General features: G+C 65.9%; 20 protein-coding genes and 2 pseudogenes. 15 read left to right on the forward strand and 7 right to left on the reverse strand.

What is annotated here, in order from left to right:
* The 6 genes from NK214_RS05795 to NK214_RS05820 all read right to left on the reverse strand — a co-directional run.
* On the reverse strand, nt 1-676 hold a 676-nt coding region (locus NK214_RS05795; protein WP_253313949.1), incomplete at its 3' end, for a thiamine pyrophosphate-binding protein.
* Nucleotides 673-2,631 (reverse strand): 5-dehydro-2-deoxygluconokinase, encoded by a 1,959-nt coding sequence (iolC, locus tag NK214_RS05800; protein ID WP_253313950.1) that lies wholly within the window; start codon nt 2,629-2,631, stop codon nt 673-675. The genes NK214_RS05795 and iolC, both read right to left, overlap by 4 nt.
* Before the next feature lie 329 nt (nt 2,632-2,960).
* A complete protein-coding gene (locus NK214_RS05805; protein WP_253313951.1) occupies nt 2,961-3,755 on the reverse strand; it encodes an ATP-binding cassette domain-containing protein in 795 nt (264 codons plus the stop codon).
* Complete coding sequence (locus NK214_RS05810) at nt 3,742-4,011, reverse strand: hypothetical protein (RefSeq protein WP_253313952.1); 270 nt, start codon at nt 4,009-4,011, stop codon at nt 3,742-3,744. Before NK214_RS05810 ends, NK214_RS05805 begins: the two co-directional genes overlap by 14 nt.
* The gene (locus NK214_RS05815) at nt 4,008-5,153 is read right to left on the reverse strand and encodes an ABC transporter permease (protein ID WP_082150805.1); all 1,146 of its coding nucleotides are present in this window, start codon (nt 5,151-5,153) and stop codon (nt 4,008-4,010) included. The genes NK214_RS05810 and NK214_RS05815 overlap by 4 nt, the downstream gene beginning before the upstream one ends.
* Before the next feature lie 63 nt (nt 5,154-5,216).
* Nucleotides 5,217-6,260, reverse strand: a complete 1,044-nt coding sequence (locus NK214_RS05820) for a sugar ABC transporter substrate-binding protein (protein ID WP_253313953.1) — start codon at nt 6,258-6,260, stop codon at nt 5,217-5,219.
* A gap of 205 nt (nt 6,261-6,465) precedes the next feature.
* Between NK214_RS05820 and NK214_RS05825 the strand changes: the two genes are divergently transcribed.
* The 7 genes from NK214_RS05825 (at nt 6,466) to dcuC (ending at nt 14,120) form a co-directional block, all read left to right on the forward strand.
* Nucleotides 6,466-7,332: a MurR/RpiR family transcriptional regulator gene (locus NK214_RS05825; RefSeq protein ID WP_235087486.1), complete on the forward strand. Its 867-nt coding sequence runs from the start codon at nt 6,466-6,468 to the stop codon at nt 7,330-7,332.
* Nucleotides 7,322-8,320, forward strand: coding sequence for an inositol 2-dehydrogenase (gene iolG / locus NK214_RS05830; RefSeq protein ID WP_253313954.1), 999 nt, complete (start codon nt 7,322-7,324; stop codon nt 8,318-8,320). Before NK214_RS05825 ends, iolG begins: the two co-directional genes overlap by 11 nt.
* Nucleotides 8,321-8,481: 161 nt before the next feature.
* Nucleotides 8,482-9,498: a Gfo/Idh/MocA family oxidoreductase gene (locus NK214_RS05835; RefSeq protein ID WP_235087481.1), complete on the forward strand. Its 1,017-nt coding sequence runs from the start codon at nt 8,482-8,484 to the stop codon at nt 9,496-9,498.
* A 279-nt stretch (nt 9,499-9,777) separates the two neighbouring features.
* Nucleotides 9,778-10,854: a glycerophosphodiester phosphodiesterase gene (gene glpQ / locus NK214_RS05840; protein WP_107800074.1), complete on the forward strand. Its 1,077-nt coding sequence runs from the start codon at nt 9,778-9,780 to the stop codon at nt 10,852-10,854.
* A gap of 424 nt (nt 10,855-11,278) precedes the next feature.
* Complete coding sequence (locus NK214_RS05845; RefSeq protein ID WP_235087480.1) at nt 11,279-11,917, forward strand: DUF5610 domain-containing protein; 639 nt, start codon at nt 11,279-11,281, stop codon at nt 11,915-11,917.
* Nucleotides 11,918-12,070: 153 nt separating this feature from the next.
* A complete protein-coding gene (locus NK214_RS05850; RefSeq protein WP_107800076.1) occupies nt 12,071-12,592 on the forward strand; it encodes a DUF5610 domain-containing protein in 522 nt (173 codons plus the stop codon).
* Between the two features lie 178 nt (nt 12,593-12,770).
* Complete coding sequence (gene dcuC / locus NK214_RS05855) at nt 12,771-14,120, forward strand: anaerobic C4-dicarboxylate transporter DcuC (protein WP_107800077.1); 1,350 nt, start codon at nt 12,771-12,773, stop codon at nt 14,118-14,120.
* Between the two features lie 276 nt (nt 14,121-14,396).
* Here dcuC and NK214_RS05860 read toward each other — a convergent pair whose 3' ends face one another.
* Nucleotides 14,397-15,509, reverse strand: coding sequence for a M35 family metallo-endopeptidase (locus NK214_RS05860; RefSeq protein WP_253313955.1), 1,113 nt, complete (start codon nt 15,507-15,509; stop codon nt 14,397-14,399).
* Between the two features lie 362 nt (nt 15,510-15,871).
* On the opposite strand from NK214_RS05860, the gene queC reads away from it, so the two are divergent.
* From queC to NK214_RS05895, 8 genes and pseudogenes are all read left to right on the forward strand, one after another.
* Nucleotides 15,872-16,570 (forward strand): 7-cyano-7-deazaguanine synthase QueC, encoded by a 699-nt coding sequence (queC, locus tag NK214_RS05865; RefSeq protein WP_253313956.1) that lies wholly within the window; start codon nt 15,872-15,874, stop codon nt 16,568-16,570.
* 334 nt (nt 16,571-16,904) lie between these two features.
* A pseudogene (locus NK214_RS25080) lies at nt 16,905-17,222 on the forward strand (6-pyruvoyl tetrahydropterin synthase family protein); the annotation flags it as partial.
* A gap of 24 nt (nt 17,223-17,246) precedes the next feature.
* Nucleotides 17,247-17,591 (forward strand): annotated as a pseudogene (locus NK214_RS25085) (6-pyruvoyl tetrahydropterin synthase family protein); the annotation flags it as partial.
* Nucleotides 17,592-17,776: 185 nt separating this feature from the next.
* Nucleotides 17,777-18,412, forward strand: a complete 636-nt coding sequence (queE, locus tag NK214_RS05875; RefSeq protein WP_227104257.1) for a 7-carboxy-7-deazaguanine synthase — start codon at nt 17,777-17,779, stop codon at nt 18,410-18,412.
* 294 nt (nt 18,413-18,706) lie between these two features.
* Nucleotides 18,707-18,967, forward strand: coding sequence for a DUF2282 domain-containing protein (locus NK214_RS05880; RefSeq protein WP_107800082.1), 261 nt, complete (start codon nt 18,707-18,709; stop codon nt 18,965-18,967).
* 163 nt (nt 18,968-19,130) lie between these two features.
* A complete protein-coding gene (locus tag NK214_RS05885) occupies nt 19,131-19,406 on the forward strand; it encodes a DUF2282 domain-containing protein (protein ID WP_107800083.1) in 276 nt (91 codons plus the stop codon).
* A gap of 46 nt (nt 19,407-19,452) precedes the next feature.
* The gene (locus NK214_RS05890) at nt 19,453-20,280 is read left to right on the forward strand and encodes a DUF692 domain-containing protein (protein ID WP_233246718.1); all 828 of its coding nucleotides are present in this window, start codon (nt 19,453-19,455) and stop codon (nt 20,278-20,280) included.
* The gene (locus NK214_RS05895) at nt 20,267-21,016 is read left to right on the forward strand and encodes a DNA-binding domain-containing protein (protein ID WP_253313958.1); all 750 of its coding nucleotides are present in this window, start codon (nt 20,267-20,269) and stop codon (nt 21,014-21,016) included. The genes NK214_RS05890 and NK214_RS05895 overlap by 14 nt, the downstream gene beginning before the upstream one ends.
* The last annotated feature ends 63 nt before the right edge of the window (nt 21,017-21,079 follow it).

Here is a 21,079-nt window from a genome sequence, read left to right on the forward strand (position 1 = left end):
GCGCCCGCGCCGCCCGCTCCAGCGCGTCCGGTTCCGGCGGCGGCGCGGCGATGCGCCACAGCCGCGGCCGGAACCAGTCGGCCGGATAGTCCCAGGCCATGGTCTGCACGTCCTGCGGCAGCGCCAGCGTGGCCGGCCCGCATTGCGCCGGATCGGTCAGCACCGCCAGCGCGCGCGGCAGCGCCGTGAGCAGCTGCGCCGGGTGGACGATGCGGTCGAAATAGCGCGACACCGGCCGCAGGCAGTCGTTGATCGACAGCGTGCCGTCCTGCGGCGCTTCCAATTGCTGCAGCACCGGGTCCGGCGCGCGCGACACGAACACGTCGCCGGGCAAGAGCAGCAAGGGCAGCCGGTTGACGTGGGCCAGCGCCGCGGCGGTGACCAGATTGGTGGCGCCGGGGCCGATGGAGCTGCTCACCGCCATCATCCGGCGGCGGAAATGGGCTTTGGCGTAGGCGATGGCGGCGTGGGCCATGCCCTGCTCATTGTGGGCGCGCCAGGTGGGCAGGCTGTCGCCGGCCTGCTGCAGCGCCTCGCCCAGACCGGCAACATTGCCGTGGCCGAAGATGGCCCACACCCCGGCGAACAGCGGCACCTCCTCGCCGTCCAGTTCCACCCGCTGCGCGGCCAGATAGCGCACCAGCGCCTGGGCCATGGTCAAACGAATCGTGCTCATCGCGCGCCCTCCTCGCTGAGCGCGCGGCCGGCTGCGTCGCGTTCCTCGCGCCACACCGCCACCAGTTCGGCGAATCGCGCGCCGGCCTCGGCCACCAGGCCGGCGTCGTCGATCTCGCCGGCCAGCCAGCGTTCGGCCGGCTGCTGGAACAGGCTGCGCCCCACCATGAAGCCGCGGCAACTGCGGCTGGCGCGCGCGGCGGCGAAGCCCTGGCGCAGCGCGTCCAAGGGCGCGTTCAGCCCCAGCAGCACCACGCCGCGGCAATAGGGATCGCGCTCGGCGATCAGCGCGTCCAGCGCCGGCCATTGCGCGGCGGCGGGCGGCTCCAGCTTCCACCAGTCTGGATAAACGCCCAGGTTGTACAGGCGCTTGAGCGCGCGGTAGACGGTGTCGTCGGCGCGCGGCAAATCCTTGGATGGGATGATTTCCAGCAGCAATTCGTGGCCGCTGGCCTGGGCGGCGTCGTAGAGCGCGCGGACCTGCGCCTCCTGCTCCAGCCGGTTGTCCAGCTCATCGTCCGGGTGGTACTGGACCAGGCATTTGATCACCTGCTCGCGCGGCCAGGCGTTCAAAACGCCAGCCATCGCGCGGCCTTGCTCGAACACCAGCGGATTGGAGCCGGGCAGCTCCACCGGCCGGCCCACCCACCAGCCGCGGCCGGTGGCGGCGGACAGCGCGTCGGCGCCGTAGCGCTCGTCGATCAACACCCCCACCCGCCCGTGCAGACTCAGCCGCTGCTCGACGTCGGCCACCGCTTGCACCAGCAGTTGCTTCAAACGCGGCAGCCGCGCCTCGTCCGCGCCCGCCGCGCGCGCCAGTTCGAAAAACTGGCTGCGGTGGTCGAAGGCGAACACGCACAACTCGTCCCAACGCGGCCGCGCCGCGCTGACCCGATGCAGCCGGCTCAAGGCCGCGTCCTCGCCCGGCCGCCGCGTCGGCGCGGCGAGAAAGCGCTCCAGTTCGGCCGGGGTCGGCATCGCCGGCGCGCAGCCGTGGCGCGACACCACCAGCGCGCCGCAGGCGTTGGCGCGGCGGCAGCATTCGGCGTAGTCGCCGCCGCGCAGCCAGGCGGACAGGAAGCCGGCCAGGAAGGCGTCGCCGGCGCCCAGCACATTCATCACCTCCACTGGCGCGCCGGCCACGCTGAAGGCGTCCTCGATGCGCGCCGGCACCGCGTCGGGAATCACCGCGCAGCCCAAGGGCCCCAGCTTGACCACCAGCACCGCCCGGCTCAGCGCGCGCACCCGGGCCAAGGCCGGCATCAGCTCGGCCGCGCCGCCGGCGATCAGGAACTCCTCCTCGGTGCCGACGATGAGGTCGAACTCGGAGAGCAGCTTCTGCAAATGAGCGCTGACCTCCTCGCTGGCGATGTAGCGGGTTTCGCCGTCGCCGCGGCCGGCCAGGCCCCACAGCACCGGCCGGTAGTCGATGTCCAGCACCGTGCGCGCGTCGTGGCGGCGCGCGTATTGCAGCGCGCGGCGGCTGGCCGCCTCCACCCCAGGCCGGGACAGATGGGTGCCGGTGATCAGCAAGGCCTGGCTGCCGGCGATGAAATCCTCGTCGATGTCCTCGATGTCTAGCGCCATGTCGGCGCAGTTTTCGCGGTAGAACAGCAGAGGGAAGGTGTCGCGGTCCTTGATGCCCAGCAGGGTCAGGGCGGTCAGCCGCTCCGGGTCCACCCTCACCTGGCTGACGTCGCAGCCTTCGGCGCTCAGGGTCTTGAGCAGGAAGCGTCCCATCTGCTCGTCGCCGACGCGGGACAGCATCGCCGATTTCAAACCCAGCCGGGCCGCGCCGAAGGCGATGTTGGCGGAGGAGCCGCCCAGGTATTTGGCGAAGCTGGCCGCGTCTTCCAGCGGCGCGCCCAGCTGCTGCGCGTACAGGTCCACCGCCAGCCGGCCCAGGCAGACCAGGTCGCGGTCGCGGCCGCTGGCGAAACGGGTGGTGTTTTGCATTCATCCTCCTTCGAAAGCTTGATTGGCCACGGAATACATAAAGAGACATCAGCAGGCATTTTTAGCCACGGAAACACACGGAAATACACTGACAAACCCAACAAAACCTTGGGGGTTCTTTAACTTGGAGGTCCTAGTTGGCGCTATTCGTTTTCCGCTTTTTTCCGTGTGCTTCCGTGTATTTCCGTGGCTCAAAATCCAAAACGCCAACCACGAAACCCACGAGACAGCACGCAAGCCACGTTTGTATCCACGCTGTCTTTTTCCGTGTCCTTCCGTGTGTTTCCGTGGCTAAAAATGGTTTCGTGGATTTCGTGGCGATACCGTTGTTAGATATGGACGCCGTCCAGCTCGGCCATCAGTTTCTGCATTTCCGCGCCGCCGGCCATCATGTCCAGCACCTCCTCCTTGCTGACCGCGTCCTTGGCGTAAGTGCCGAGCGAGCGGCCGCGGTTGAGCAGGGTGAAGCGGTCGCCTATCGGGTAAGCGTGGTTGACGTTGTGGGTGATGAAGATCACCGAGATGCCCTTGTCTCGCGCCTTGGAAATCAGCTTGAGCACATTGACGCTCTGCTTGACGCCCAGCGCGGCGGTGGGCTCGTCCAGGATCAGCACCCGCGCGCCGAAGTAAATGGCGCGGGCGATGGCCAGGCATTGCTTCTCGCCGCCGGACAGGGTGCCTATCGCCTGATGCGGGTCGCGGATATGGATGCCCATTTCCGCCAGCTTGTCGCGCGCCACCTCGCCGGCCAGTTCCAGATCCAGCACCGGCAGCAGACCCAGCCATTTCTTCATCGGCTCGCGGCCCAGGAAGAAATTGCGCGCCACCGACATCAGCGGCACCAGGGCCAGATCCTGGTAAACGGTGGCGATGCCCTGGTCCAGCGCCTGACGCGGCGAGTTGAAGCGCACCGGCTGTCCGTCCACCCGGTATTCGCCGCCGCTGGGCCGGTGCACCCCGGCCAGGGTCTTGATCAGCGTGGACTTGCCGGCGCCGTTGTCGCCCAGCAGACAATGCACCTCGCCGCGGCGCAGTTGCAGATCCACCTTCTGCAAGGCGATCACCGAACCGAAGGTCTTGCTGACCTGATCCAGCTCCAGGATGTAGTCGTCACACGGTTTCATCTTCGACTCCTTGCGGCCCGCGGCCAGGATTGTTCAGCGCAGCGGCTGCGGCAAGGCGCGCCGACGCGGGCAGTGCATTGAGTACGGCAAGGAAGCGCAAGGCCGCCACATCGTTTTGCCGGCTCGACCTCTGCCCGTCACGGCCGGAAAAATCCAGCACAGCGGCTGCGGCAAGGCGCGCCGACGCGGACAGTACATTGAGTACGGCAAGGAGGCGCAACGCGGCCGCAGGGATTTTGCCGGTCGTGACCATCATTTGGCCTCCGTCACGCGGCGTCTGACATAGTGATTGAACAACACCGCCATCAGCAGCATCAGGCCGAGGAAAACGCGGAACCAGTCGGAATTGATATTGGTGTAGGTGATGCCGATCTGCACCACGCCGAAGATCAGCGCGCCGAAGCAGGCGCCCACCACCGAGCCGTAGCCGCCGGTGAGCAGACAGCCGCCTATCACCGCGGCGATGATGGCCTCGAACTCCTTTTGCAGGCCGCGGTCGGCGGCGGCGGAACCCACGTCGCACACTTGCAGCACCGCGAACAGGCAGGCGCAGAAGGCGGTAAACATGAACAGGCCTATCTTCACCTGCTTGACCGGCACCCCCACGTTCTTGGCGGCGTTGGCGTCGCCGCCGGCGGCGAAGATCCAGTTGCCGATCCGGGTGCGCGCCAGCACGAAGGCCGCGATCGCCGCCAGCGCCAGCCACCACAGCAGCACCTTGGGCACGCCGGCCGCCGCCGCGCCGCCGTCCGGCAAGGAGGCGATGGCGCCGATGCCGGCCAGCCAGTGGAACAGGCCGGCGCCGACATGGCCGACGAACAGCCATTGCGCCAGCGGGTCCGCCGCCGCCAGATCGCCGACGCCGCTGACGATGGTGCGGTTGGCGAACAGAATGGACAGCGCCAGCGTCAGGCCGCGCAGGATGAACAGAAAAGCCAGGGTGACGATGAAGGACGGCAGCCGGGTCTTGAGCACCAGATAGCCGTTGAGCCAGCCCACCGCCAGCGAGCCGGCGAAGGCGAACAGGACGGCCAGCCAGAACGGCCAGCCGAAGTACAGCGGCGGGATCGCCACCATCATGCCGGCGAAGCCTATCATCGAGCCCAGGCTCAGATCGAACTCGCCGGCTATCATCAGCAGGCAGGCGCCGATGGCGATGATGCCGAGATAGGCCGCCACCTGCGACCAGTTGACGATGCCGTCCACCGCGAACATGCCGGAACCGCCGGCGCCGACGCCGAACACCGCGAACACCAGCGCCGCGCCGGCGACGGCGGCGAATTCCGGCCGGCCCATCAGCCGGTCGAACAGCGACAGCCGCCGCACTCTTTCATCATCGCCGGGCGGCGCCATGCGGATGCCCGCGGCCTTGCCCGGGCTGGCCTTGCTCATGCTCATAGCTATGCTCCTCGCCCCGCAGCCGTCGCGGCGCCGGGCGTCAGGTCCATCGGGAAACGGTGGTCAGCGGAACTGCCCGGCGTACTTCTCCACCTTGGCGATATTGTCCTTGGTGACGAAGCCGGGGCCGGAGTTGATGTGGCGGCCCTTGTAGAGGGGGGCCAGCCCGTACTCCCTCAGCCGGGCCTGGAATTTGGGATTGGCCTTGAGCGCCGCTTCCACCTTGACCGGGTCCGCGGTCTTGTCGCGTTTCATGATGGCCAGCGCCGCCACCGGGATATAGCCCTGCAGATAGGGTTGCTGGTCGATGGCAAACTTGATGGTGCCGTCCTTGATCGCCTTGGAAATGTCCTCGGACAGATCGAAGGTGGCGAAGTAGAGCTTGCCGGCCAGGCCCATCTTCTTCACCGCCTTGATCGCCGGACTGGCCGAGGTCGGCCCCAGCGTCAGCAGCGCCTGGGTGCCGGGATTGTTGCGCAGATAGGCGCTGACCTTGCTTTCGATGCCGGTGGGGTCGTCGCCGGCGTCCAGCGTGGATTTGCGCACATCGGCGCCGATGGCGTCGGCGAAACCCTTGCAGCGCTCAAAGGAGGCCGGATTGGTGGCGTAGTGGTTGACGCAGAGGAAGCTCTTGATCCCGGCGGCCTTGGCCTGCTTGCCGGAATCGAAGCCGGCGTCGTACTCCGGCTGGCCGACGTGCAGCAAGGCGCCCAGGCTTTCGCTTTGCTTGACGGTGCCGGAATTGATGGTGACCAGCGGAATCTTCTTGGCCACCACCTGGCCCAGCGGCCGCTTCAGCACATCGTAATCGGCGATGCTGGCGATCACGCCGTCGTAATTGCGCGCCGCCGCCTGTTCGATCAAGCGCGCCATATCGGCCAGGTCGCCATTGGGCGGATTGCGGTAATCCACCTGCACGTTGAAATCCTCGCCGGCCTGCTTGATCGCGTTCTTGATGGTGTTCCACCAGGCGTCGGAATCCGGCGCGTGGCTGACCAGCACGAAACGGGCGTCGGCCGCCAAGGCCGGCTGAGCCAGCGCGCAGAGCGCCAGCGCCGCCGCGGGCAGTGCCCGCCTCCACTTACACTTCCAGGATCGCTGCTGCATCTCTCTCCTCCTTCTTCTCCGCCGGCCCATCGTGGGGCCCGCTATGGTGTCGGCCGCGGCCGCTGTCTGGCGTCGGGCGTGAAATCACCTTAAGAGCTTTCGCTCTATTCTGCAAATAATTTTCCAAATATGTTTTTCAATAGAAAATTATTTTCGAACACAAGGACAAAACGTATACTGGTCAAAACCTTAGGAAAACCCGCCCATGGCCAACACCGTCCCCGCCGAGGAATTGATGCAGCGCATCGCCGCCGAATACGACACGCTGAGCAAGCAGCTGAAAGTGATTGCCGGCTACGTGGAGCAGCACCGGGGCACGCTGATGCTGCAACGCATTACCGACATCGCCCAGGCTTGCGAGGTGCAGCCTTCGGCCATCGTCCGCTTCGCCCAGCGCTTCGGCTTTGCCGGCTTTTCCGATATGCAGGCCGTGTTCCGTGACGCATTTACGCCACAGGGCGCGCCGCAGCCCAATTACCGCCAGCGCATCCAGAGCCTGATCGCCAGCCGCGACGAGCAGCGCTCCGCCGCCGGCATGACCCGGGACTTCATCGCCGCCTGCCAGCAAGGTCTGCAGGAACTGGACGCCGCGCTGGACGAGGCGCAGCTGGAGGCGGCGGTGGAACTGCTGCTGAACGCCGACAACATCTACGTGACCGGGGTGCGGCGCATGTTTCCCATCGCCTCCTACATCGCCTACGCCTTGCAGCACACCGCCAAGAAAGTGCATCTGCTGTCCGGCCTGGGTGGCATGTTTCCGCAGCAAATCCGCAGCATTGGCGAACAAGACGTGCTGATCGCCATCAGCTTCCAGCCCTACGGCAAGGAAAGCCGCTATTGCGCGCGGGTGGCGGCGCAGCACAAGGCCCGGCAATTGGTGATCACCGACAGCCAGCTCAGCCCGCTGGCGCGCGGGGCCGACGCGGTATTGACGGTCAGGGAAGGCTCGGCCTTCTCCTTCCGTTCGCTGACCAGCACCATCTGCCTGTGCCAGGCGCTGTTCATCGCGCTGGCCTGCCGGCTGGAGCTGAACATAGAAGAAACCAAGGAGACTGGAGGATATGATGATTGACGCAGCGCTGTTCGGAGCCGGCCGCATCGGCAAGATCCACGCCGCCAACCTAGCCCGCCTGCCGGGCATGCGGCTCAAATACGTGGTGGACAGCCACGCGCCGGCGGCGCGGGAGCTGGCCGCCGCCCACGGCGCCGAGGCCTGCGCCGCGGAACAAGCGCTGGACGATCCCGCGGTGCGCGCCGTCATCATCGCCGCCAGCACCGACACCCACGCCGAGCTGATCCTGGCCGCCGCCGCGCGCGGCAAGGCCATCTTCTGCGAAAAACCGGTGGACCTGGAGCTGGAGCGCGCGCGCCAGTGCGCCCAGGCGGTGGCCGCGGCCGGCGTGCCCTGCCTGATCGGCTTCCAGCGCCGCTACGACCCCACCTTCGCCGCGCTCAAGGCCAGGCTGGCCGCCGGCGAGATCGGCGCGCCGGAAATGCTGATCGTCACCAGCCGAGACCCCGGCGCGCCGCCGCTGGACTATATCCGCCGCTCCGGCGGCATCTTCAAGGACATGCTGATCCACGACTTCGACATCTGCCGCTGGATCCTGGACGACGAAGTCCTCAGCGTGCACGCCAGCGCCAGCGCGCTGAGCGACCCGGCCATCGCCGCCGCCGGCGACGCCGACAGCGCGGCGGTGACGCTGCGCACCCGCCAGGGCCGGCTGTGCCAGATCAACACCAGCCGCCGCGCCGCCTACGGCTACGACCAGCGCTTCGAAGTGCTGGGCAGCCGCGGCATGCTGCAAGCCGGCAACCACCGGCCCACCGAGGTGATCGCCTACGGCGAGCGCGCCGTGGCCGCCGACCTGCCGGAGCCCTTCTTTCTGGAACGCTACCGCCAGGCCTACGCCGCCGAGATGGCGCACTTCCTGGAGGTGATCCGCGACGGCGCCGCGCCGCGCACCACGGTGGAGGACGGCGTGCGCGCGCTGGAACTGGCCGACGCCGCCACCCGCTCCTGGCGCTCGGGTCAGGTCGTCGAATTGGATCCGGTCTAAGAGCCTGTTCACAATCTCGCGAGCAAAAGCGAGACAAGGCGTTGCGGCTGAGAAAGCGGAATGTACAAATGGTACATCAGCATTTCGAAGCGGTTTTCAACGCGGTATCGCCGCAGCGCAGCAGATCGTGAACAGGTTCCAACTCAACAGGGAGGCTTGTCATGTCTACATTAAACCTCGGCGTCGCCGGCCTGGGCCGGCTGGGCCGCCGCCACGCGCTCAATCTGCGCGAGCGCATCGTCGGCGCGCGCGTGATCGCCGTCTGCTCGCCGCTGCCGGAAGAACTGGACTGGGCGCGCCGGGAACTGCCCGACGCCGCCGGCCACGCGGCGCTGGAGGGCCTGCTGGCCGAACCGGGGCTGGACGCGGTCTTGCTGGCCACCCCCACCGCGCTGCACGCCGAGCAGATCATCGCCTGCCTGGACGCGGGCAAACACGTGTTCTGCGAAAAGCCGCTGGCGCTGAATCTGGAGGACTGCCTGCGAGTGGAGCGCGCCGCCGCCCGCCGCCCGGAACTCAAGGCCATGGTGGGTTTCGTGCGCCGCTTCGACCCCAGCTACCAGGACGCCGCCGCCAAGCTGGCGCAGGGCCTGGTGGGCCGGCCCTATCTGGTGCGCTCGCAAACCTGCGATCTCAACGACGACAGCGGCTTCTTCGTGCAATTCGCCCCCGCCAGCGGCGGCATCTTCATGGATTGCAGCATCCACGACATCGACCTGGCGCGCTGGCTGCTGGGCGCGCCGCGTCCGTTGCGGGTATGGGCCAGCGGCGTCAACGCGGTGCACGGCGCGCTGGCGCAATACGGCGACGTGGACAACGGCGTGGCGATGTGCGAGTTCGAGGACGGCAAGCTGGCCTGCTTCTACGCCTCGCGCACTCAGGCCCACGGCCATGAAACGCTGACCGAGATCTTCGCCACCCAGGGCCGGCTGAGCGTGGGCGCCAACCCGCGCGCCAACCGCGTGGAGATCAGCGACCGCCACGGCGTGCGCAATGAATGCGTGACGGATTTCTATCAGCGCTTCGCCGAAGCCTTCACGCTGGAACTGCAGCACTTCGTCGACGCCGCGCGCCTGGACCTGCCGCTGGCCTTGAGCCTGGCCGACGCCCGCGAAGCCACCCGCATCGGCCTGGCCATCGCGGAGGCCTTGAGGACCCGGCAGGCGGTGGAGTTGTAGAACCTGTTTACGCTCTGCCGCGCGCCGGCGGGAGCAAGGAAGAAAGACATGAAAACCGCTTGCCTCGCGGTCGCCGCACAGGCGTGAGCACCTTCAAAACTACCGCGCCGGGGGGCTTGCCGCCGGCGCGGCGATACCCTATCGTCCTACTCCTTTTCACCAAAACAAAACCATGACGATGCCGATGGACTGGCCGGGTTTCATCACGCCGACATCCGCGCATCCGATCATGGCGTCGCGCCAACGCCCATTGCGAACCACCCTATATAAGGAGAAGTCATGTCATTCGCTTGCAAACCCCTGCTCGCCGCCGTCGCGCTGGCCATCGGTCTGGCCGCGTCCGCCCAGGCCGCGGACAAAATCGTCATCGCCCACCGCGGCGCCAGCGGCTACCTGCCGGAACACACGCTGCCGTCCAAGGCGCTGGCCTACGCCCAGGGCGCGGACTATCTGGAGCAGGACCTGGTGATGACCAAGGACGACAGGCTGGTCGTGCTGCATGACCATTACCTGGACCGCGTCACCGACGTGGCCGAACGCTTTCCCGAGCGCGCGCGCAAGGACGGACGCTATTACGCGATCGACTTCACCCTGGCCGAAATCAAATCGCTGCGCTTCACCGAAGGCTTCGACATCGACAAGGGCGTCAAGCGTCAGAGCTATCCCGGCCGCTTCCCCATGGGCAAGTCCGATTTCCGCATCCACACTTTTGAAGAGGAAATCGAGTTCATCCAGGGCCTGAACCACTCCACCGGCCGCAATATCGGCATCTATCCGGAGATCAAGGCGCCGTGGTTCCATCGCCAGGAAGGCAAGGACATCACGGTGAAGGCGCTGGAAGTGCTCAAGCGCTACGGCTACACCGGCAAGAACGACAAGGTCTACCTGCAGTGCTTCGACTTCAACGAACTGAAGCGCATCAAGACCGAGCTGATGCCCAAGGCCGGCATGGACCTCAAGCTGGTGCAGCTGATCGCTTACACCGACTGGCAGGAAACCTTCGAACAGAACGCCGCCGGCCAGTGGGTGAACTACAACTACGACTGGATGTTCCGTCCGGAAGGCATGAAGGAAATCGCCAAGTACGCCGACGGCATCGGCCCGCAATACCCGATGCTGATAGACAAGGCCTCCGCCCCGGGCAAGATCAAGCTCACCGGCATGGGCCGCGCCGCGCACGCCAACGGCCTGGTGATCCATCCCTACACCCTGCGCAAGGACGCGCTGCCGGCCTACGCCAAGAATATGGACCAGCTGCTGGACGCGGTGTACAACCGCGCCCAGGTGGACGGCGCCTTCAGCGACTTCCCGGACCTGGCGGTCGACTTCCTGCGCCGCCAGAAACAGCACCGCTAAGAGCCGCTAACAAAACCCCTGATCCTGCGTTGCGCCTCCTTGTCGTACGACTTGTACTGCCTGCGTCGGCGCGCCTTGGCTCAGGTTCTCTGCGAGCTTTTGTTAGCGGCCCTAAGCGCGCGTTCCGAAGCCGGCGGCCGCCGGCTGTCAACGCCTGAGCCGGGCCGGCCCAAAGCCAGCCTGGGCTCTGCCTGCCGCATGCACGCGCTCACAGAAATAAGCCTCAAGTTTCCGCAGGCCCGGCCGAAAATATGGCCATACTGAGGTAAGGCAGCCCTCGGTGTCCTTGCGCCCGCTGCGCAAGCCCCCAACAACACAGCAGATTCAGACCAGGTCGACCAACACCAACAGCGCCTTGGGCATGAAGGCGTCGCGCCGCTTCCGGCCGTCGATCGCAACCGCCCTTTCCGCTTAGGAGCGCACTATGTCCGTCAATTCCGTGAACAACCCGTCCGTCGGCAGTCAGCTCAGCGCCAGCGTCCAGCAGAGCCAGACCAGCAGCAACGGCCAGAACGTCAGCAGCACCGTCACCGCGCGCAATCAATTGAACGCGCGGCTGGTGGCCAATCTGGACGTTTCCACCAACGCCGACGGCAAATCGCTGTCCCTGCTCTACCGCACCGCCATCGACAGCATCAACCAGATCCTGGCCGATCAGCTGAACGGCGGCGGCGACGCCCAGGCCGCGTCCGACGGCCAGAGCGCCCAGGGCGCGCAGCAAACGCCCAACATCCTGCAACAGAAGATGAGCGAGGACAATTCGCCGGAAGGCACGTCCCAGCGCATCCTGTCCGGCGCGCTCAGCTTCTTCAGCACCTACGCCAAGCAACATCCGGAACTGAGCCAGGAAGAGCAGGCCAAGAACTTTGTCGACATCGTGCGCGGCGGCTTCGAGAAAGGCTATGCCGAGGCCGTGGACGTCCTCAACGGCCTCAAGGTGTTCAACGGCAATATCGCCGACGAGATCAAGAAAACCCGCGATCTGGTCAACAAGGGCTTTGACGACTTCGTCGCCAGCATGAAGCCCAAGACCCAGAGCGACGCCGCCGCGGCAACAAGCTAACGGTTAAAACTGAATGCAGCGTTAAATTAAAAATAAAGTTTTCCCCGACCATGCCGAAAATAGGTCATGGCCGGGGAAGCGAAACAGATCCGCACCGCGTTTCCGACCGAACGCCGCCAGCCAGACCGGCGGCATGCTCGTAAGGAGACCGTCATGCCCATCCTGCCCATTACCCTGACCCATGCCGGCCGCGCCGCCGGACACCAGCTCTCGCAACAGGAGCATGGCGGCAAACACGGCCGCCAGCGCGAGCCCGCCGCCGCCGCGGCCAAGCCCGGCGCCGACAGCCGCTTTTCCGCCGACAAGCAATTCCTGGATTTATTTCACCACGCGGTGATGGACCCGCTCAGCTGCGCGCTGGATCTGCCGCTGATGGGCAAGGATCTGTTGAGCGGCCTGGGCCTGGAACACAATCCCGGCTACGCGGCGGAACGGATCGTCCGCGACTTCTACCAGCTGTACGCCCTCTACCGGCAGCAACACCCCAAGCAATCGCCGATGCAGCAGCTGTTCATCTTCCTGGCCGTCGCGCGGCAGAGCCTGGACTGCGGCTTCAATGAAACCCACCAGGTGCTGGAAAACATGAATATGCTGCACCTCGCCTACCACGATCTGGTCTCGGCCAAGGAGCAAGTGACGGTGGCGCTGATCAACTTCGGCCAGCCGCCGGTCTAGGCAACGATTCCGGCTCTAGCGCGGAACGCGCCTCAGGCGCCTGTCCCTCTCTCCCTGCCCTCCCCTAAGCGCGGCCGAGCGCCGCGTTCTTGCCCCATATCAATTTTGATTCATCTAGAAATATGCTCATTCGTATTTTTTAGTAAATTATAATTTTGTTATTTACATTGAGCTGGATATGGAATTACTGATAGGCACGATAGTCACGCTGCTGGTGGGCCGGGCTATCTTCAAAGGCTACTCCGCCACCGGCGTGCTGATGCTGGGCGGCCTGGCGTTGTTGATCGCCACCGCCTTGCAAGGCATGCCGGTGCTGCCCAAAAACGTGGCCGCCACCGGCCACGCCGCCACGGACATCGCCGAGTTCGTCAAATCCCTGCTCAGCAGCCGCGCCGCGGACCTGGGCCTGATGGTGATGGCGCTGTGCGGCTTCGCCGGCTACATGACCCATATCGGCGCCAACGACATGGTGGTCAAGCTGGCCTCCAAGCCGCTCAGCCGCATCAAGTCGCCGTACGTGCTGATGGTGGCGGCCTACTTCGTCGCCTGCCTGCTGTCGCTGGCGGTGTCGTCCGCCACCGGCCTGGGCGTGCTGCTGATGGCCACCTTGTTCCCGCTGATGGTGAACATGGGCATCAGCCGCGGCGCGGCGGCGGCCATCTGCGCGTCGCCGGCGGCGCTGATCCTGTCGCCCACCTCCGGCGACGTGGTGATCGCCGCCCAGGCCTCGGGCATGCCCTTGATCGATTTCGCCTTCAAGACCACGCTGCCCATCTCGCTGCTGGCCATCGCCGGCATAGGCTGCGCCCACTTCTTCTGGCAACGCTATCTGGACCGCAAGGAAAACCTGCCGCTGACGCGCCAGGACGTGCACGAGATCGTCACCGACGCGCCGGCGCTGTACTGCCTGCTGCCGTTCACGCCCATCGCCGGCGTGCTGGTGTTCAACGGCAAGCTGGCGCCGGAACTGCACATCGTCACTGTGCTGATCCTGTGCATCGCGCTGGCCGCGCTGGTGGAATTCCTGCGCCATCGCCGCGCCGCGCCGGTGTTCGCCGGCCTGGAAGTGGCTTACAAGGGCATGGGCGACGCCTTCAGCAGCGTGGTGATGCTGATCGTGGCCGCCGGCGTGTTCGCCCACGGCCTGTCCGCGCTGGGCTTCATCAATCAGTTGATCGGCCTGGCGCAGTCCTTCGGCTCCGGCGCCATGGTCTTGATGCTGGTGCTGGTGGCGATCACCACGCTGGCGGCGCTGACCACCGGCTCCGGCAACGCGCCCTTCTACGCCTTCGTGGAACTGATCCCCAAACTGGCGGCCGAAGCCGGCATCAACCCGGCCTTCCTCGCCATCCCCATGCTGCAGGCGTCCAATCTGGGCCGCACCGTGTCGCCGGTGTCCGGCGTGGTGGTGGCCTGCGCCGGCATGGGCCAGGTGTCGCCGTTCGAGATCGTCAAGCGCACCTCGGTGCCGGTGATCGTCGGCCTGGTGATTGTGGTGTTGGGCACGCTGGCGCTGGTGCCGGCCTGAGAACCCGTTCAATGTCTGCTGCGCGTCGGCAGGATGGATGTAAGAAGCGCGTTGAAAACAGCTCCGAAATGCTCATGTACCGTATGTACATTCCGCCTCCTTAGCCGCAACGCCTTGTCTCGCCCTAGCTCGCGAGACTTTGAACAGGCTCTGAGAACCCGGTTCCGATCTGCTGCGCTTCAGCAATAAGGTATTTGAAGCGCCGCCAAACCCGATTCCCGCCGAAGAGAAAACGGCCGCCCTCAGGCGGCCGCTTCTCATTGCGCAAGGGAAAGCTTATTGCTGGGCCGGGGTGTTCTCGGCGAAGTATTCGTGGTTGTCGGCGTTGTTCAAGGCCTGGGTCGGATTGGTCTTCGCCAGGTTCTTGGCGCCCGCCTGGCCATAAACGTGGTCGTCGGTGCCCGCCACCACGGTGAAGTGGGACAACTCATGCACCAGGGTGCCGCCCTTGGAGTCGGTGCCGCTGGTCGGCGCGTTCCAGAAGGCGCCGCACAGATAGATCTTGTACGGCTGCGCAGGATAAACGTAGGCGTAAGTGCCGGCCTGGGTGCAACCGCAATCGATGCTGATCGGCTTGGTGTCCAGCGCGTCCTTGATGCTGACGTAATGGGACTTGGCGGTGTTCCAGTTGGCCAGCGCGTACTTGCCGAACCACGTGGTGTAGCGCGGGGTGCCGGACGGAGAACCGGACAGATAGCTGACCGAATCGTTGGCCATATTGATGGCCGCGCTGACGCCGCCATTGGTCTGGCTTTGCTGGGTCACCGAGCAATTGGCCGCGTAAGTGACGCTGGAAGCGGCCGCCTTACGGCTGAGGATGGACCATTCGCGTTGCGCGTCCAGCGACTGTTTCAACAGCTTGCTGCTGCGGCCGGCCACCGACACGCTGGCGGTATTGGAGCTCAGCACCTCGTCGGCGGCGACGGCGGCGTCCGCGCCGGAGGCGATCTTGGCGTTCAGCTGCGGCGCGGCGCGGTTCAGCACGCGGGAGCTGGCCGCCTGGAAGCGCACGTCGAAACGGCCGCTTTTCGACATATCGTAGTAGTCGGACACCTTGACCTTGACGCTCAGCGAAGCGCCCGGCGCCAGCGCCACGGTATCCTTGATGGTGGGCACCGCCCGCTTGTAGCGCGGCCCCAGATAGCTGACCGGCTTGCCGTCGCGGCTGACCTCGAAAATCTGTTCCTGCAAATCCTGCCCCGGCACGTACCACTTGTAGATATGCAAGGTTTCCTTGCCGGTATTGCGGTAATTCAACACCACCTCGACGTCCTGATCCGCCGCCACCGCGGCCTGCTGCTTGGCCACGCTCACTTGCAGATCATGCGCCTGGGCGAAGCCGCCCCCCAAAGCCATCACGAACAAGGCAATCGGCAACACTTTTTTCATTGATCTTCTCCTGGCGGAAACACCGGCCCCTCTGCCGCGCTTGTGGCCCGACAGCGCGTTGCCAGCCCTTCCAACCCCTTTGTCATCACGTGTTTATTAAAATGGATCGCAAACATATTTCGAATGCGAAAGTCATTAATTACATGACGAAGACATGATTTCAATCAAGAAAAGCGGCCTTGCCGACACGAAATCGGCGGCTGTCTGATTTTTGGCACGCTTCATAAAACAGCCTGTTCTAGGTTAAAGTAGCGGGTTGCCCTGCTTGGTGAGACCGATCCAGGCAGGCGACATGCCGGCAGGCCCGCGCCGCGCCCGGCTCCGCATCTCAACCTTCGACTGTTTATCGAATGGCGAACACAATGAATCAGACTCCTGAAAAGGCTCTGGTCGTCCTTTCCGGCGGCCAGGACTCCACCACCTGCCTGTATTGGGCCTTGCAGACCTTCGGCCGCGACAATGTCGAAGCCGTCACCTTCGACTACGGCCAGCGCCACCGCGTGGAGCTGAACTGCGCGCGCAAGATCGCCGCGCTCGCCGGCGTGCGCCAGACCGTGCTGCCCATCGACACCTTCGCCGCCATCGGCGGCAACGCGCTGACCGACGCCGACATCGCGCCGGAAGACGGCGCCCGCGATGACGACGCGCTGCCCAACACCTTCGTGCCCGGCCGCAACCTGATCTTCCTGACCTTCGCCGCCGCGCTGGCCTATACCCGCGGCGCGCGCCACCTGGTCGCCGGCGTCGCCCAGACCGACTATTCCGGCTATCCCGATTGCCGCGAAAACACCCTCAAGGCGCTGGAAGTGGCGCTGCGGCTGGGCATGGACAGCCGAGTGGAGCTGCACGCGCCGCTGATGTATCTGTCCAAGGCGGAAACCGTGGCTTTGGCGCAACAAGTCGGCGCGATGGACGCATTATCCTGGAGCCACACCTGTTATAACGGACAGGTGCCGCCCTGCGGCCATTGCGCGTCTTGCGAGTTGCGCGCCAAGGGTTTCGCCGAAGCCGGCGTGCCCGACCCGCTGATCGTCCGCTGCCAAACCCGCCAGGAGGACTGAGATGCACACCTCCAGCCTGATCGCCGGCGCCCGCTTCGAAGCCGCCCGGCAGGTGAGCGGCGCGTCCGACCTCACCGCGCGCCCGCATGGCCACAGCTTTCGCGTCATCGCCCGCGCCGACGCCCAATACCCGGCCCACGAGCGGCTGCAGGCAGCGCTGGACGCCGCCGTCGCGCCGCTGGACTACGCCGATCTGAACCGCCAACTGAGCCAATGCGACGATCTGGCGCTGGCCGCCCACCTCGCCGCCGCCCTGCCCTGCCCGGCGGCGCTGAGCCTGCAAAGCTCGCCGCAGCGCGGCGTGACGCTGGACGGCGACCTCGCCCTCAACTGGATACAGGTTCAGTTCGAGGCCGCCCATCAACTGCCCCATGTGCCGGCTGGCCATAAATGCGGCCGTCTGCACGGCCACGGTTTCGGCGTGCGTCTCGCCGCCGACGCCAGGCTCAGCGGCCATCCGCGGCTGGAGGCCGCCTGGCGGCCCTTGTTCCTGGAACTCAATCACCGCTACCTCAACGACATCGCCGGCCTGGACAACCCCACCAGCGAAGTGCTGGCGCAATGGCTGCATCAGCGGCTGGCCGATACGCTGCCGGGCCTGGCCTGGGTAGAGGTGCGCGAAACCCATAGCGCCGGCAGCCAGTACGACGGCCGGCGCTTCCGCATCTGGAAGGAACAGCGCTTTGAAAGCGCCCGGCCCTTCAACGATCAGGGCGCCTACACCGGCCACAGCTATCTGGTCCGGCTGATGCTCAGCGGCGAGCTGGACCAGGCCATGGGCTGGCTGTTGGACTTCGGCGACGTCAAGGACCGCTTCAAGCCCATCTACCGCCAGCTGGACCACAATCCGCTGGACCGGCTCAGCGGCGTGCGCGGCGGCGACAGCGCCTCGGTGGCGGAGTGGGTGCACGCCCATCTGTCGCCGCTGGTGCCGGAACTGGCGCGCATCGACCTGATGGAGCAGGAGCTGCGCGGCGTGTCGCTGATGTTCCGCGACGATATGCGCTGGCCGCTGCTGTAAGAACCTGTTTACGATCTGCCGCGCGTCGGCGGGATGGATAGAAATGGGCGTTGAAACCGAACTCAGTGCTCATGTACCACGTGTACATTCCGCTTTTTCGCTCGTTTTCGCCTTGTCTCGCCTTAGCTCGCAAGATCGTAAACACGTTCTAAGCCTGTCCCTTCATTACATTTAGAGAACGCGCTGTGACGACTTACACGGTCAAGGAAATCTTCTACACGCTGCAAGGCGAAGGCCGGCAGGCCGGCCGCGCCGCGGTGTTCTGCCGCTTCTCCGGCTGCAATCTATGGTCCGGCCGCGAGGAGGACCGCGCCAAGGCGGTCTGCCAATTCTGCGACACCGACTTCGTCGGCGTCGGCCCGGACGGCGGCAAATTCAAGAGCGCGGCGGCGCTGGCCGCGCGCATCGCCGCGGAATGGCCGGCCGGCGCCGGCGGCGCGCCCTATGTGGTGTGCACCGGCGGCGAGCCCTTGCTGCAACTGGACGCCGAGCTGATCGCCGAACTGCACCGGCTCGGCTTCGAGGTGGCGGTGGAAACCAACGGCACCGTGGCCGCGCCGCCGGGGCTGGACTGGATCTGCGTCAGCCCCAAGGCCGGCGCGGAACTGCTGCTGCAAAGCGGCGACGAACTGAAGCTGGTCTATCCGCAGGCGACGCAGACGCCGGAAAGCGTCGAACAGCTGGACTTCGACACCTTCTATCTGCAACCGATGGACGGCCCGAACCTCGCCGCCAACACCCGCGCCGCCATCGCCTACTGCATGGCCCATCCGCGCTGGCGGCTGTCGGTGCAGACACATAAAGTTACCAATATCCGCTGAACTTGCCGGGCCCTTCGGGGCCCAATCCTTATCCGCCTCCCTCGCCCCCTCGCTCCCCCCGCAAAAAAAAACCGCGTTCCGCCGTAATGGAACCGCCTTGACGCCGACTTACCGGCAAGAAGGGCGGCCAGGCGGCGCGGTGAATCAAAAAATCGCATCTACAGTGTAAGAAGCCGGCAAGGCCCCCGACTCAATCCATGTCCGACCCGGTGAAAGCAAGGGCGGGAAACGCGGGCTCGTTTATAATCCGCACCATCAAGTTTCGGCCACAGGCCGTTAAACAGGAGAACCACCATGAGTACCAGCAAAACCCTGATCGCATCCGCTCTCGGCGCCGTCGTCGCCATCGGCGCGCTGGCATCCGCTCCGGCGGCCGCCGCCGACAAGGAAAAGTGCTACGGCATCGCCCAGGCAGGCAAGAACGACTGCGCGTCCGCCACCGGCGCCCACTCCTGCGCCGGCCAGGCCAAGACGGACAAGGACCCGGGCGACTGGAAATACGTGGCCAAGGGCAGCTGCGAGAAAATGGGCGGCAGCACCGCTCCCAAGAAGTAAGCCGGACCCGGCCGGAGCGCGGCCCTTGTCGCGCGCCGGCCGGAATCTGAACGAAATCTGAAAGAACGAATTTCAAATCCATGTAGTCTCAGCGAGGTTTGCCAAACGCCGGTCTTGGAGTCCGCTCACAAACCGGCCCGCACCCACCTCACAGGAGACTGACATGAACACCGCTCGCAAACTGCTCGCTTCCGCCGTCGGCGCCGTCATCGCGCTGGGCGTCGCCGCCTCGGCTCAGGCCGAAGATCCGCCTCAGCCCAAGGAAAAATGCTACGGCGTCACCCCGGCCGGCAAGAACGACTGCGCGTCCGCCGACGGCGCCCACTACTGCGCCGGCGAAGCCAAGGTGGACAACGATCCCAACGAGTGGCACAACGTGCCCAAGGGCACATGCGAGGGCCTGGGCGGCCGCACCACGCCGCCGCCGAAGCAATCCTAATCGCGCCGCCGGGCCCGCCCGGACGGGCGACCCGAGGTGAATGATGATGGAAACCAAGCTTCCCGCGGTGTGCGGCGTCGGCCTGCGCGCCCCGCATTACCGCGAAGCGCTGGACAGCCGCCCGGACCTGGGCTGGGTGGAAGTGCACAGCGAGAACTTCTTCGACGGCGGCATGCCCTGGAGCATGCTGCGCGAAGTGGCCGCCTGTTGGCCGCTGTCGCTGCACGGCGTCGGCCTGGGCCTGGGCTCGGCCGCGCGCCCGGACCCGGCCCATCTGGCCTCGCTCAAGCGGCTGGTGGACGCCGTACAGCCGGCCGCGGTGTCGGAACACCTGTCCTTCAACCATTCCGAACGCCGTTTCGTCAACGATCTGCTGCCCATTCCCTATACCCGCGAATCGCTGGCGGTGATCGCCGGCCACGTCGCGGAAACCCAGGACGCGCTGGGCCGAGTCATCCTGCTGGAAAACCTGTCCAGCTATCTGGAGTTCCCCGGCAACGAGATGCACGAGGGCGAGTTCCTGGCCGAACTGGTGCGCCGCACCGGCTGCGGCATCCTGCTGGACATCAATAATCTCTACGTCAACCGCGTCAATCTGGGCGTGGACACCGACGCGGTGCTGGACGCGCTGCCGCCGGAGGCGATAGGCGAGATCCACCTGGCCGGCTACAGCGAACGCGAGGGCATGCTGGTGGACACCCACAGCCAGCCGGTGCACGACGGCGTCTGGCAGCTGTACCGCGAAGCCATCGCCCGGCTGGGCCCGCGGCCCACCTTGATCGAATGGGATCTGGAGATTCCGCCGCTGGCCACCTTGCGCGGCGAGGCCGCCAAGGCCCAGGCCATCCTGGAGGCCGCGTATGAACGGGTTTGATTGGCAGGCGGAACTGCTGGAACAGATCGCCGATCCGGCCCGCGCGGCGGAAGCGGCGCTGGCGCTGAACCCGGCCGGCCTCGCGGTCTACCGCAACAATTACCGGGTGGGGCTGATCGACACCCTGGCCTTCATCTACCCGGTCTGCCGCCAGCTGGTGGGCGAGGACTTCTTCACCGGCCTGGCCCGCGTCTTCATCGGCGGCCACCCCTCGCATAGCGGCAATCTGCATCTGTACGGCGCCGGTTTCGGCGACTTCGTCGCCGGCTTCGAACACGCCCGCGCGCTTCCCTATCTGGCGGACGTCGCGCGGCTGGAATGGCGGGTCCACCGCGCCTACTACGCCGCCGACGCCGCGCCGGCCGACAGCGCCGCGCTGGCCGCCTTCCCGCAGCAACGCTGGGGCGAACTCAGGCTGCGGCCGCTGCCCGACGTCGCCGCCCTGCTCAGCCCCTGGCCGGCCGCGTCGATCTGGCTGGCCCACCAACGCCAGCCGGTGGAGCTGGACGTGGATCTGCACCGGCAGCCGGAGGCGACGCTGGTCTACCGCCTCCAGGGCCGGGTTCAGGTCGACATCGTCGGCCCCGGCCTGGCCGCGCTGCTGCAAGCCTTCCGCGACGGCGCGACGCTGGAAGCCGCGGTGGAACAGGCGCTGGCCGCCGAAGCGGACTTCGACCTGCAAGCCGGCCTGCTGCGGCTGTTCCAGCAGCGCCTGATTCAAGACGTCACGCTGTAAACACGCTTAAACCCTGAGTGCGGAATCTCATCCAAGCTTGCGGGCATGGAGGGGATACGCACG

Origin of the sequence: Chromobacterium sp. S0633, assembly GCF_024158805.1 — a bacterium.
Lineage (GTDB): Bacteria > Pseudomonadota > Gammaproteobacteria > Burkholderiales > Chromobacteriaceae > Chromobacterium.